This window comes from Pseudomonas sp. LAIL14HWK12:I10, from assembly GCF_900184205.1.
Lineage (GTDB): Bacteria > Pseudomonadota > Gammaproteobacteria > Pseudomonadales > Pseudomonadaceae > Aquipseudomonas > Aquipseudomonas kermanshahensis.
Map to the genome: position 1 here is coordinate 79,557 of NZ_FXWU01000010.1, position 14,095 is coordinate 93,651.

The 14,095-nt window shown below is 62.2% G+C and carries 10 protein-coding genes; 1 reads left to right on the forward strand and 9 read right to left on the reverse strand.

Going from position 1 to position 14,095, the window contains the following annotated elements; translation table 11 throughout:
* Positions 1–6 precede the first annotated feature (6 nt).
* The 9 genes from purF to QOS90_RS21300 form a co-directional block, all read right to left on the reverse strand.
* Positions 7–1,512, reverse strand: a complete 1,506-nt coding sequence (gene purF, locus QOS90_RS21260) for an amidophosphoribosyltransferase (protein ID WP_027596720.1) — start codon at positions 1,510–1,512, stop codon at positions 7–9.
* Between the two features lie 42 nt (positions 1,513–1,554).
* Complete coding sequence (locus QOS90_RS21265) at positions 1,555–2,112, reverse strand: CvpA family protein (protein ID WP_012313468.1); 558 nt, start codon at positions 2,110–2,112, stop codon at positions 1,555–1,557.
* A 148-nt stretch (positions 2,113–2,260) separates the two neighbouring features.
* Entirely contained in the window at positions 2,261–2,914 is a 654-nt protein-coding gene (locus QOS90_RS21270; protein ID WP_085273676.1) for an SPOR domain-containing protein, read from the reverse strand.
* 4 nt (positions 2,915–2,918) lie between these two features.
* Positions 2,919–4,205: a bifunctional tetrahydrofolate synthase/dihydrofolate synthase gene (gene folC / locus QOS90_RS21275; protein WP_027596722.1), complete on the reverse strand. Its 1,287-nt coding sequence runs from the start codon at positions 4,203–4,205 to the stop codon at positions 2,919–2,921.
* Positions 4,205–5,098, reverse strand: coding sequence for an acetyl-CoA carboxylase, carboxyltransferase subunit beta (gene accD / locus QOS90_RS21280; protein ID WP_027596723.1), 894 nt, complete (start codon positions 5,096–5,098; stop codon positions 4,205–4,207). The genes folC and accD overlap by 1 nt, the downstream gene beginning before the upstream one ends.
* Positions 5,099–5,316: 218 nt before the next feature.
* Complete coding sequence (locus tag QOS90_RS21285; RefSeq protein WP_027596724.1) at positions 5,317–5,937, reverse strand: phosphoribosylanthranilate isomerase; 621 nt, start codon at positions 5,935–5,937, stop codon at positions 5,317–5,319.
* 59 nt (positions 5,938–5,996) lie between these two features.
* A complete protein-coding gene (gene truA, locus QOS90_RS21290; RefSeq protein WP_027596725.1) occupies positions 5,997–6,854 on the reverse strand; it encodes a tRNA pseudouridine(38-40) synthase TruA in 858 nt (285 codons plus the stop codon).
* A gap of 110 nt (positions 6,855–6,964) precedes the next feature.
* Positions 6,965–9,673, reverse strand: a complete 2,709-nt coding sequence (locus QOS90_RS21295) for a motility hub landmark protein FimV (protein WP_085273677.1) — start codon at positions 9,671–9,673, stop codon at positions 6,965–6,967.
* Positions 9,674–9,743: 70 nt separating this feature from the next.
* The gene (locus tag QOS90_RS21300) at positions 9,744–10,748 is read right to left on the reverse strand and encodes an aspartate-semialdehyde dehydrogenase (RefSeq protein ID WP_027596727.1); all 1,005 of its coding nucleotides are present in this window, start codon (positions 10,746–10,748) and stop codon (positions 9,744–9,746) included.
* Between the two features lie 208 nt (positions 10,749–10,956).
* Between QOS90_RS21300 and QOS90_RS21305 the strand changes: the two genes are divergently transcribed.
* Positions 10,957–14,046: a TagA domain-containing protein gene (locus tag QOS90_RS21305; protein WP_085273678.1), complete on the forward strand. Its 3,090-nt coding sequence runs from the start codon at positions 10,957–10,959 to the stop codon at positions 14,044–14,046.
* The last annotated feature ends 49 nt before the right edge of the window (positions 14,047–14,095 follow it).

Here is a 14,095-nt window from a genome sequence, read left to right on the forward strand (position 1 = left end):
CCCTAATCAGTTGTTGTAGAGGTCGATGATCGCGCTGACCGCCTGGGTCTTCACCTTCGCCAGGTCGTTACGGGCCTGCTCGATACGATCAAGGTAGGCTGCGTCGATGTCGCCGGTGACGTATTCACCATTGAACACTGCGCAATCGAAGTGCTCGATCTTGATCTTGCCGCCACCGACCGATTCGATCAGGTCCGGCAGGTCCTGGTAAATCAGCCAGTCGGCGCCGATCAACTCGGCCACCTGTTCGGTGGTGCGGTTGTGGGCGATCAGTTCGTGAGCGCTCGGCATGTCGATGCCGTAGACGTTGGGGTAGCGCACCGCAGGGGCTGCGGAGCAGAAGTAGACGTTCTTGGCGCCGGCTTCGCGGGCCATCTGGATGATCTGCTTGCAGGTGGTGCCGCGCACGATCGAGTCGTCCACCAGCATCACGTTCTTGCCGCGGAATTCCAGCTCGATGGCGTTGAGCTTCTGGCGTACCGATTTTTTGCGCGCGGCCTGGCCGGGCATGATGAAGGTACGGCCGATGTAGCGGTTCTTGACGAAGCCTTCGCGGAACTTGACGCCCAGGTGGTTGGCCAGTTCCAGCGCCGCAGTGCGGCTGGTGTCCGGGATTGGGATGACCACGTCGATGTTGTGCTCAGGGCGTTCACGCTGGATCTTCTCGGCCAGCTTTTCGCCCATGCGCAGGCGCGCCTTGTACACCGAGACGCCATCCATGATCGAGTCCGGACGAGCCAGGTAGACGTGTTCGAAGATGCACGGCTGCAGTTTCGGGTTTTGTGCACACTGCTTGGTGTACAGCTGGCCTTCTTCGGTGATGTACACCGCTTCGCCCGGCGCCAGGTCGCGGATCAGGGTGAAGCCCAGCACGTCCAGGGCGACGCTTTCGGAGGCGATCATGTACTCCACACCTTCGTCGGTGTGACGCTGGCCGAACACCACCGGGCGAATACCGTTCGGGTCACGGAAACCGACGATGCCATAACCGGTGACCATGGCCACCACCGCATAACCACCTACGCAGCGGCTGTGCACGTGGGAAACCGCAGCGAACACGTCTTCTTCGGTCGGCTGCAGCTTGCCGCGTACGGCCAGCTCGTGGGCGAACACGTTCAGCAGCACTTCCGAGTCGGAATTGGTGTTGACGTGGCGCAGGTCGGACTCGTAGATCTCCTTGGCCAACTGCTCGACGTTGGTCAGGTTGCCGTTGTGCGCCAGGGTGATGCCGTACGGCGAGTTGACGTAGAACGGCTGGGCCTCGGCCGAGGTCGAGCTGCCCGCCGTTGGGTAGCGCACGTGGCCGATACCCATGTGGCCGACCAGCCGCTGCATGTGGCGCTGCTGGAAGACATCGCGCACCAGGCCATTATCCTTGCGCAGGAATAACCGGCCGTCATGGCTGGTCACGATACCGGCAGCGTCCTGGCCGCGGTGCTGGAGGACCGTAAGCGCGTCATACAGCGCCTGATTGACGTTCGACTTACCGACGATACCGACGATGCCACACATGCGACGCAACCCCTACTTTGACGAAACTTGAGTGAATAGCGCTCAGGGCTTTGCCGGCCCGAGCAACTGTTCCTTGAACGGGAGATCAGCCGGTGTGCTGATCACCCCACTGGACATCCACTGGCTGGTGAAACCCAGAATCAGGTTTTTCGACCAGTCAGCGACCAAGAGAAATTGTGGTATCAGGCGTGATTCCTGCCACCAAGTGTCTTGTTGAACCGGCCCCAGGCTAAGCAGCCCGATGGCCACTACCACCAGCAAGGCCCCGCGCGCGGCGCCGAAAGCCATGCCGAGGAAACGATCGGTACCCGACAGCCCGGTCACGCGGATCAGCTCGCCGACAAGGAAGTTGACCATGGCCCCCACCAGCAGGGTGGCGACGAAAAGAATGGCGCAGCCTGCGATGATGCGCATCGATGGCGTCTGGATGTAGCTTTCAAGATACACCGAGAGCGAGCCACCGAACATCCAGGCAACCGCACCGGCAATGATCCAGATGAGCAAGGACAAGGCTTCCTTGACGAAGCCGCGCTTGAGACTGATCAGTGTGGAGACGGCGATGATCGCGATGATCGCCCAATCAACCCAGGTAAATGCCACGGTGCTGCCTGCAGACGTTTGAGGCGGCGCATTTTACCAGAGCGGCGGGCTGGGGGTAAGCGGAATGTCGGGCCGATTAACAACTGCGCGATACTTGTAGGAGCGGCCTTTCGCGACGCAAGGCCGCTCCTACAAAGAGGCAGCGCTATCAGCCGCGCTCGGGCTGGAAGCGCACCACAAAGCCTTTGAGGCTGTGCTTGCGGTTGATTGCATCACGTACGCGCTCGGCCTCGGCGCGCTCGATCAGTGGCCCGACGTACACCCGGTTCATACCGCCCGCCGAGCGGATGTAGGCGTTGTAGCCCTGGCTTCGCAACGTCTGCTGCAGGCTTTCAGCCCCGGCACGATTGGAAAGGCTGGCCAATTGGATAGACCAACTGACCGGCAACCCATTCACGTCGATCTTAGACGGCGCTGCCGGCTTGGCGGCGGCAACGGCAGGCGCAGGGGTGGCGGCCGGTGTGGCTTCAACCTTGGGCGCTGGCGGCTTGGCAGCCTGGGCCTGCGTTTGCGGGGATGGCGTAACCGGCTGGCTAGGCGTGCTGGCTGGCGCGGTAGACTCGTCAACCACCACCGGTGGCTGCTGCGGCTCCTCTGCAAGCACCTGCGGCTCCGGCACGGCGACCGGCTCCACTTGCACCTCTGGCAGGCTCGGCATGGCCGGCGCCTGCGGGGCCTCGACACGCACCTGGCGCATCTCGTCCTCGCGGGTGAACAGCATCGGCAGGAAGATCACCGCCAGCGCCACCAGCACCAACGCACCCACCATGCGCTGTTTCATCCCTTTATCCAGCACTGCCATCTACTCAACCCTCCGGGGCCTGCCGCGCCAACCACTCCAGGGCCTGGGCGACACAGAAAAACGAACCGAACAGCAGGACCTGATCATCCGCCGTCGCCTGCGCGCATTGCCCTTCGAGGGCAGCGTCAACGCTGGCATAAGACTTCACCGCGGCGCCGAGGTTCGTCAAGGCGTCAGCCAGTTCTGCGGCCGGACGGCTGCGCGGCGTGTCCAGCGGTGCGACCGCCCAGTCGTCGACCAGTGCCTGCAAAGGCTCGACAACGCCCGGCAGGTCCTTGTCGGCCAGCAGGCCGAACACTGCCAGGCGGCGCCCCTTGACCGGACTTGCCGCCAGGCGCCGTGCCAGGTACGCCGCAGCATGCGGGTTATGCCCGACATCCAGCAACAGCTCCACACGCTTGCCCTGCCAGCGCACCTCACGGCGATCGAGGCGACCGGTGATACGGGTATCGAGCAGCGCCTGGCGCAGTTGACCGGCATCCCAGGGCAGCCCCATCAACAGGTAGGCCTGCAGGGCCAGGGTGGCGTTTTCCATGGGCAGGTCTAGCAGCGGCAGATCGCGCAACGCTACCAGGCCACCCTCCGCCGTTTTCCCACGCCAGTGCCAGCTGTCGCCTGTGCTTTCCAGGTCGAAGTCACGCCCACGCAAGAACAACGGCGCCGCCAGCTCATGGGCCTTGTCCAGCAAGGGCTGCGGCGGGTCAAGGTCGCCACACAGCGCCGGCTTGCCAGCACGGAAAATGCCGGCCTTCTCGAAGGCGACAAGCTCACGGGTATCACCCAGGTAATCGACATGGTCGACACCGATGCTGGTCACCAGCGCCAGGTCGGCATCCACCACGTTCACGGTGTCCAGACGGCCACCGAGCCCCACTTCGAGCACCACAGCATCCAGCTTGGACTGGTAGAACAACCAGAACGCCGCCAGGGTGCCCATCTCGAAATAGGTCAGGGAAATGTCGCCTCGCGCCGCCTCGACGGCGGCGAAGGCTTCGCACAGGCGCTCATCACTGGCCTCTTGGCCATTGATGAGCACCCGCTCGTTGTAACGCAACAGGTGTGGCGAGCTGTACACGCCCACCTTGAGCCCCTGGGCACGCAGCATCGCGGCGACGAAGGCGCAGGTGGAACCCTTGCCATTGGTGCCAGTGACGGTCACCACGCGCGGTGCCAGCTTGCCCAGCGCCAGGCGGGCAAGCACGTTCTGCGAACGCTCCAGCCCCATGTCGATGGCCGAAGGGTGCAACTGCTCGAGGTAGGCGAGCCATTCGCCCAGGGATCGTTGTTTCATCACGCGACCGCAGCCGCCTCACGTGCCTGCTCCGGGGTTTCCTGGCCGGTCATCTGGGCCAGCAGACGGGCCAGGCGCGGGCGCAGTTCGCCACGGGAGATGATCAGGTCGATGGCGCCGTGCTCCAGCAGGAACTCGCTGCGCTGGAAGCCTTCTGGCAGCTTCTCACGTACGGTCTGCTCGATCACGCGCGGGCCGGCAAAGCCGATCAGTGCCTTGGGCTCGCCGACGATGACGTCGCCCAGCATCGCCAGGCTGGCGGAAACGCCGCCGTAGACCGGGTCGGTCAGCACGGAGATGAACGGAATGCCTTCTTCACGCAGGCGCGCCAGCACAGCCGAGGTCTTGGCCATCTGCATCAGCGAGATCAGCGCTTCCTGCATGCGCGCGCCACCGGAGGCCGAGAAACAGACCATCGGGCAGCGGTTTTCCAGGGCGTAGTTGGCGGCGCGAACGAAACGCTCACCGACGATGGCACCCATGGAGCCGCCCATGAAGGAGAATTCGAACGCGCTGACCACGATCGGCATGCCCATCAGGGTACCGCTCATGGAGATCAGCGCGTCTTTTTCGCCGGTCTGCTTCTGCGCACCGGTGAGGCGGTCCTTGTACTTCTTGCCATCGCGGAATTTCAGGCGGTCGACCGGCTCCAGCTCGGCGCCCAGCTCAGCACGGCCTTCGGCGTCGAGGAAGATGTCGATACGCGCACGTGCGCCGATGCGCATGTGGTGGTTGCACTTAGGGCAGACATCGAGGGTCTTTTCCAGCTCCGGACGATACAGCACGGCCTCGCAAGCCGGGCACTTGTGCCACAGGCCTTCAGGCACCGAGCTCTTCTTCACCTCGGAACGCATGATCGAAGGGATCAGTTTGTCGACTAACCAGTTGCTCATGCTTTCTTTCTCCAGTATCGGCGGGCGGGGGCCGGCGTAACCGGCCTGCCCTGCCCTTGAGCTCAAAATCTTTTATGAAACGATGATGGAACGGCCGCCGGGGCTTCCGGCGCGCCGCGCCACCGTTAATGTGTTGTTCGCCCACCGCATCGGCGGGCGCCCCGCAGGGGCTGCGATAGCTATGGACGATGGTGCGCCGCCAACCGTCACATCCACCGTCACGCCTGTTGCACCGCACGCATGAAGGCTTCGATCTTTGCCGCATCCTTGATGCCCTTGGCCTGCTCCACCCCGCCACTGACATCCACCGCATAAGGCCTGACCTGGGCAATGGCCCGGCCGACATTCTGCGCGTCCAGGCCACCGGCCAGGATAATCGGCTTGCTCAGGCGCGCCGGTACCAGCGACCAGTCAAAGGCTTCCCCCGTGCCCCCGGGCACGCCGGGCACATAGGTGTCCAGCAAGATACCGCGGGCGCCAGCATAAAGCCGGCAGGCCGCTTCCAGGTCATCACCCGGGCGCACGCGCAGGGCCTTGATCCAGGGGCGATGGAAGCCTTCACAGTCTTGCGGGGCTTCATCGCCGTGGAACTGTAGCAGGTCCAGGGGAACCACTTCGAGGATCTCGTTGAGCTCGCAACGCGACGCGTTGACGAACAACCCGACAGTGGTCACGAACGGCGGCAGCTCGGCAATGATCGCGCGCGCCTGGCGCACGTCCACGGCACGCGGGCTCTTGGCGTAGAAGACGAAGCCGATGGCATCGGCCCCCGCCTCGGCGGCAGCCAGCGCGTCTTCGATGCGGGTAATCCCGCAGATCTTGCTGCGAACGTTGCTCATGGACTGCGAACCCTGCTGTTTCGGTGAAGGCCGGATGTTAGCAAAAGGCTTTTGGCCCGTCAGTCTGCCAATGCCTCGTAGCCGGTCAAAAAGTGTGGGCCGATGTAACGTTGGGGCAGTTGGAAGGCTTCGGGGTATTCCACTTGCACCAGGTACAGACCGTACGGGTGTGCCGTCACCCCACCCTCGCGGCGGTTGCGCCCTTCCAGTACTTCCCGCGCCCAGGTGGCGGGCCGTTCACCCGCGCCGATGGTCATCAACACACCGGCGATGTTGCGCACCATGTGGTGCAGGAACGCCGTGGCACGCACGTCCAGCACGATCATCTGGCCATGGCGGGTGACGCGCAGGTGATGGATGTGCTTGATCGGCGACTTGGCCTGGCACTGGCTGGCGCGGAAGGCGCTGAAGTCGTGGGTACCGAGCAGGAATTCGGCGGCTTCGGCCATGCGTTCGACGTCCAGCGGGCGGTGGTTCCAGGTCACCTCCTCGGCCAGGTGCGCGGGGCGGATCGGGTCGTTGTAGATGACGTAGCGGTAACGCCGGGCGGTGGCCTTGAAGCGGGCATGGAAGTCCGCCGGCATCGGGCGCGACCAGACCACGCTGATGTCGTGGGGCAGGTTGAAATTGGTGCCCAGGGTCCAGGCGCGCTCATCGCGGATGGCGCGCGTGTCGAAGTGCACGATTTGCCCGCAACCGTGAACCCCGGCATCAGTTCGCCCGGCACAGATCACGGAAATCGGCTCGTTCGCGACTTTCGACAACGCCTGCTCGAGGGCTTGCTGGACGCTGGGCACGCCGCTGGCCTGGCGCTGCCAGCCGCGGTAGCGCGAGCCCTTGTATTCCACGCCCAGGGCGATGCGGGAGTAGCCTTCAGCCGCGGATTCGGCGGCGGTGTCGATGATGTCCAAGAGCATGAAACCTGTGGTGATTACGCAATGGCGGGATTATAACGACAACGGCAGCCCTGTTGGGCTGCCGTTGGGGGTGGTTACATCTGTTTAGCCGCGAGACCTCAGAACGGGGCTCAGACCAACCGAGACAACAGGTCCTCGGCTTCCTGACGCTGCGTCCCGTCGCCATCCTTGACGACTTCATCGAGGATGTCACGGGCACCCTGGTGGTCGCCCATGTCGATATAGGCGCGCGCCAGGTCGAGCTTGGTGGCGACTTCATCACTGCCAGAGAAGAAGTCGAAGTCCAAGTCGTCCAGTGGCTCGGGCTCGGGCTGCTCAACGGCGTCTTCAGCGGTGAAGTGCGGCTCCAGCGAAGGCGACTCGAGGTTCTGGGACAGCTTGTCCAGCTCCGCGTTGACGTCATCCAGCTCCGAAGCAAAGCTCTTGGCAGCCGGCGAGTCATCCTCCAGCGACAGCGAAAGGTCGAAGTCCGACGGCAGGTCCAGTTCGGTGATCGGGTCAAACTCTGGCACGCTGTCGAAGGCTGCCAGCTCGGCGGCAACGTCTACCGGCGCCTCTTCGGCGACAGCCGGGGCCACGGGCTCGCTGACGTCGAGGTCGAAGTCATCCAGATCGGCAACGGGCTGAGGCTCGGCTTGCGCCAGCATCGCTTCGAAATCAGCATCGGCATCGGCGGCAATGTCTGTTTCAGCGTCAGTTTGCAGCTCAGCCTCCACAGCAGCGGGCTGTTCCTCTACCTGCACTTCGTCCAATACAGGTTCATCCAGCACAACTTCGTCCAGCACTGGCTCGTCCAGCAGCGGCGCTGCCAACGGGTCTTCCTCGGGCAGGTCTTCACCCAGGCTCAGGTCGAAGTCGCTGTCCAGGTCCGACTCATCAAGCGACGGAACCTCGCTAATGGCCTCGGCCTCAGGCTCGACGATGTCGTCCAGCGCTTGCTCTGCGACAAAATCGGGCTCCGCCAGCACCTCTGGCTCGGCCTCGGGCACGATGTCTTCAACCACCGGCGCCTCAGACTGATCTTGCAGCAGGCCCTGCACGTACTGCTCATCCATCTCGGCAGCCAACGCTGCCGCACCCAAACCGGCGGCGGCCAGCCCCAGCATGGCTGGGAAACGGCCTTTGAGTTCGTCGACCTGAGCAACATTCTGCTCAGTCGCTGGCAGCACACGCTCCTGCTCGACGAACGCACTGTGATCACCCTGACGGGCATACACTTCCATCAGTTTCAGGCGCAGTACGTCACGCTCAGGCTCTGCGGCAAGAGCCGTTTCAAGCAGCTCGGCGGCATGATTCAGGCGGCCGCTTTGCAGGCTTTGCTCGACTTCCGCCAACAGGGCGGCCGTCGTGTCTGGCTGCGGCGCTGGCTCGGCGAGCGCGACCGCGGGCTTTTCTGCAGCAGTGGCGGCAGCAGCAGACGCCGCGACCACCGCTGGCGACAGCGTTACGCTCGGCGCCGAAACCTCCAGGCCTTCAAAGCTGTCGGCATCGATATCCAGGCCCGCACCCTGCTCTTCCTCAGCCAAGGCCCGCGCCATGCGCAGGTGTTTCTCGGCTTCTTCCTGGGCCTTGCGCTTGCGCATCAACAGCACCAGCAGCAACAACAGCACAAGGAACGCAGACCCTGCAATCAGCCACAGCAGCAACGGGTTGCCAAGCACGCCGTCAGCGCGCGGCTGGGCGTCAGGCACACTGGCCGGCGCGGTATCGACGGCCGCCGGTGCAGGTTTAACGTCCGGCTCGGCATTAGCTGCCGGATTGGCCGGCGCAGGCTCGCCTGGCAGAGCAGCGGCGACTGGCGCCTGACCTGCTGCGCCCTGGGCTTCAAGCCGGGCCAACTGGTCGTTTTTCAGCGCGATCAGACGCTGCAGCTTGTCCAGTTGGCTCTGCAGGTCCGCCATGCGGCTCTTGAGCTCATCGTTGTCACGACGGCTGGTATCGAGGCTTTCCTGGGCCACGGCCAGTTTGTCGTTCAGCCCTTTGGCCGGCGCAGCGCCTGCCTGGTTGCCGGGGCTGACCAGGCGCAGGTTGTCACCCTGGGCAATGCGCTCTGGCGCGGCCTCGGCGGCACCGCGGCGGGTGGCGTCGAGCTGACGGGCACGCGGCCCCAGGCGCCGGCCTTCACGCCAGGCCGCATACTGCTCGGCCACGTCGCGAACCGCCTCACCCTGAGCAATGGCCTGGATTTGTTGCTGGTCGGGCAGGCGCAGTACCTGGCCCACCTTCAATTGGTTGATGTTGTTGCCAATGAAGGCGTCCGGGTTCAGCGCCTGGATCGCGATCATGGTCTGCTGAATCGAGCCGCCCTGGCTGTTGCGCGCAGCAATCTGCCACAGGGTGTCGCGGCGCTGTGTGGTGTAGTTGCTGGCGCCCGTCACTGCGGGTGCGACATTGCCTGGTGCAGGCTGTTTGCCCTGGGCCTTGGCCTGGTCGAGCAGGACGCTGTAGTCACGCAGCAGTCGCCCCTGCGGCCACATCACCTGCACCAGAAACTTGACCACAGACCCCGGCAGCGGCTGGCTGGAGGTGACGCGCAGCACGCTCTTGCCGTTGGGGTTGATCACCGGCGTGAATGTCAGGTCTTCGAGGTAAGTCGCAAAGGTTACCCCCGCCTTGCTGAACTCTTCCGGCGGCGCCAGGCTCGGCGCCACTTCGGCGGCAGTGAGGTCGCGCACGTCGAGCAATTCGATCTCGGCGTCCAGCGGCTGATTCTGTGCCGACTTGAGGGTCAGCTCCCCCAAGCCCAACGCATTGGCCATGCCCGACGACAGCGCCGAGGCAGCAGCCATGGCCAGGACCAGTTTGCGAATTCGAAGCATGACCTCTTCCCTTGTATGAATCGTCCCGAAACCTGCATGCAGAGCAGGACAAAAGTGCTCGCAGTATCTTTTACAGCCTGTGTTTAATCAACAATTGCGCCACTTGCACAGCGTTGAGCGCGGCGCCTTTGCGCAGGTTGTCGGTGGTCAGCCAGAGGTTGAGCTGCTGGTCATCATCGACACCATGGCGTACACGTCCAACATAGACCACGTCTTGGCCCACTGCGTCACCTACCGGCGTCGGATAATCGTCGCGCGCGACCAGTTCGACGCTGTCGGCATTCTCCAACGCAGCATTGACTGCCGCCAGGTCTACCGGTTTACGGCTTTGCACCGCCACACTGAAGCTATCGCCGAAAAACACCGGGACTTGAATGCAGGTCACGGAAATCTTCAGTTCGGGCTGCCCCAGCAGCTCGCGCAGCTCGCTGACCAGGCGCCGCTCAAGGCCAGCATGGCCTTGTTCGTCAACCGCACCCACCTGAGCCAGCAGGTTGAACGCCACCTGGCGGTCGAAGAAGCGCGGCTCCAACGGGCGGGCATTGAGCAGCTCGGCGGTTTGACGGGCCAATTCGTTGACCGCTTCGCGGCCTTGGGCAGAGACCGCCAGGTTGGCCATGACCTGCACCCGCTCGATGTCCAGCAGGCCTTTCAGCGGTGCCAGCGCGACAGCCAGGGCAACGGCTGCAGAGCCAGGGCTGGCCAGGCGTGCAGGCAGCTTCAGGTTGGCGATGCTGTCGGCATTGGCTTCCGGCACCACGGCAAGGGCGTCGTCAAGGCCGCCGGACAGGTCGATGACCGTGCAGCCCGCCTGCTGGGCCTTGCTGGCGAAACTGCGGCTGACGCCAGGGCTGGCAGCGAAGAAGGCCAGTTTGACCTGGGCGAAATCGAAACTGTCGACTTCACGCACCTTGATCTTCTTGCCTGCGAACATCACGCTGCTGCCCGCCGACTCCATGCTGGCCAGCAGGTGCAGGGTCGCGACCGGAAATGCCAGCTCTTCGAGGATCTGTACGAGGGTTTCACCGACGCTACCGGTGGCGCCGACGACGGCGATGTCCAGGGGTTGGGTCATGGAGGGGATCCTTTTGCTGAAACGGCGGGGGGCGGCACTTTACTCGGATTATGGAACAACGAACACCCTCAATACGCCAGCCCCTCTGCGACCGACAGCCGAACATCAGGCCGGCCAGAATGACAGGCGCTACCTGACATTTTTGCCAGTATCAGAATTTCTCGATCGCACCCAATCTTGCCTGACGTCTATTCATCGAGACACACGTATGCGCCCACTCCTGATAACAACGCTGCTGTCATGTTTGGTCACTAGCGCCTGCGTACCTCAGGATTACGGCCCGACTAACTTCGCGGATGCGCCGAGAAATGATCTGCAGGGCGCTCTGGGGGGGCAGGTCGACTTTGCCCAAACGCATGTGGTAGCGGCGACCCGCAGAATCTTCGACCCGTTTCTGGTGCCGCACAAAGCGGCCCTGGTGCTGTTCAGGCCCAACAAGCCCGTCACTGACGTGGAAATGACCATAACGCTGGATGGCCGCACCACCACCGTACGCATGGATCGCCCGGAAGCACTTCCAGGCACCGCGGTATATGACCAGAAGGACACCTTCTCTGGAAATACCATTGAGGGCAGCTACCCGAAGTTCAGGGAAAACACGTTCAGCTATCAGATCCCCTGGAACCTGTTCACCGCCGATGCGCGCATCAGTTTTCAGCAAGCTGGCAACCCGAGCATTCAAGGCTCGCTACCCGCTGACAAATTCGTGTTCATGACCCCTGAAAGCGAGGGGCTGACGCTGATGAACATCAAGGGCTGCATCTTCAAGGATAAGTCGACGTGCAGGGATACCCTCGATCAGTTCGACGGTGAGTACAACCCCACTGCCGCGCGTATTGCAGCACGGGAAATGCTTTCCGAAGTGCCCACTCAACGCCTTCACCTAGGCACCGGCAAAGCCTACTGGCCACGCATCATTGCCATGGGACCCGACCAAAAGCCGCATGTTTACGACAAGACGAATGGCATGGAGTGGGCTGCGTTCGGCGACAAAACGTTACCAGCCAAAGTGGGCATGGGTCATTTCTGGCGCGCGGCTTCGAACCTGGGCGACAAGAAATCTGGATACCCTGTGGCCATTACGGGGCAATTGCTCGACACGCCAGAAGACATGCCTCCTTTGCCGCCAGGCGTAGGCGCCAGCTGTGGAGGCAACAGCTGCAATTACCCTTACTACCCCAATGGCTTCTGGCATGAAACAGGCCACGCCTTTGGCCTTCCTCACGATACACCCCCACGCTACGAAGACTGGTCGTACAGGGCGTATGACAATGTCTTTCTGCCACACATACATCCTGACCCACACCGCTACAGTCTGCCGGTAGACCATCTGGGCTTGCACTACTTCGGCCAGGTTGTTGGATCACTCTCCGCCCCGCCTTGGGCTTCCGGTCCCGCTTCGGCGCCCTTGATTGACGAGTTCGAAAAGCTGGGCCTGAAATCGACAGAAGGCGCCAGTTGGAAACGCTATATTTCTCCCTATAACCACCAGCAGACGCTGCGTGTACAACAGCGCTTCGGACGGCTGCCGGACGGCGCAAAGTACGCTGATGTGTTTGACGACCACCGCCCGCCGGCCATGGGCGTCACTGCCGTTGCCGCCAAGGAAGGCAACGGCCTTGCGGTGACTGCCCCCTCTCACGGCCTCCCTGACCCTGGCATTCGGCAACCTGCCCCCCTGCCGTCGTTGCTTTCGCCCGCATCAAATCGAGTCCCTATTGAAACTGCAGTGCCGGTACATACCTTGGTGGTGACCTTTTCAGACCCGTCACACAACCGGGATGGCATCAACCAAATCTATCCGGCCATTTTGAGCAACTATGGAAATGTCTTCAGCCCTGCACAGTTATCCGCCAGTGCTGCGACCCGCCCAGAGCGCAGCGCGAGCTATTCCGTATTGATGACGACAACCTTGCAATGCCTCGCCTCGGAACACGACCGGCTGGTATTGAGAGCTTGCGATGACGAATCGGCTCAATTAACCCTAGAAACCGTACCCCCTGATAACGCAGCGGAAGCGCCACTCGCGCCGATTGTCGTCGTGCGTAACAGGGAGGGAAAATGCCTGGAATTCAATTTTCACTTTCGCCATTGCGTCAACGCCGAACGACAAGTTCGCTGGCGCGGCCGCATAGACATCACGAATCAATCTCGCCTGCTCAAGCTGCAAGAAAGCAACACAGGCCGGTTCATTACCCCCACTGGCACCGGCGACCTGGCCTTGCTCGCCAATAGCAGCGAGAACGAATTGCAACATTTCAAGCCAGGCGACGATTGCAACCCGCACACTTATCGGGTCGATATTCATTACGCCAGCGGCGCCATCGAAACACACCCACTCTACGCCGGCCCCATCGCGAAAGACACATTGAAAACGGCCGTTTTCAATGTCAGCTCCCAGCGCAAACCTGTCAAAGCGGTGCTCAAAGTGGATGACGCCATCATTTATGAGCGACCGCCGGAAGAGAACCGCCTTCCCCAGGTCATTAGCATGGGGGCCGAGCACGGCGAGCAGATAAACCAGGTCTGGGAGCCGCAATGGCTGTATTCAAAAGAACGAAACGCCTGCCTAGCGGCCACCGATCAAGGTTTGAAACTTGCGACCTGCAATGCGGACGCAATTTGGCGTCTCCCTCAAAAGAAAGTGTTCCCCCAGCTGTTCGACACCTACGAGCCAGTCGACCTCTCGGGCCGTTGCATCAACACTCAGTTAGCAACTGGCGAATGCCATTTCCCTCGCAAAGATACCGCTTGGTGGACGCGCCAAGACCTGACCCAGACCCCTTCTGAAATCTATCTACAAGAACTGACTACCGGAACGTTCATCACCACCATCCAAGGTAACGATACCCCACTGCTTGCCCCGCTGACCTACAGCCCAGGCCAACGGTTCCAGAAACAGGCGCTACTGAAGTTCATCGTGACGCACAAAGGTCGATGCCTGATAACTTCGGGCGAAACAGTAGCAGTGTCGACCTGCGAGCCCAATCACCTGAAAAGTTGGTACATGATCAGCACGGCCACCCTGCCGCTGCCAGATGGAAGTACCGAACTCACGCTCATGAACGGCGCTGGCCAATGCCTGAACGACGAGTTGAAGCTTCAGGGGTGCGCGCAACCGCGTGCGGACAGGCTCACCTGGTTAACTCGAAAGGACCTGGCAGGGCAGCTCCACAGGATTCGCCTTCAGAACAAGAAGACTGGTCAATTCGTGGATGTTGGGCAGGATGGTTCGGTTTCGCTTAAGCCCTTGGCGGGTGACTCCCAGGTCTTTATCTACACAATTGAACTGCAATGATTGCAGATCGCGCATGAGCCGCTCATGACCAACGCTGTGTGAAATAAAA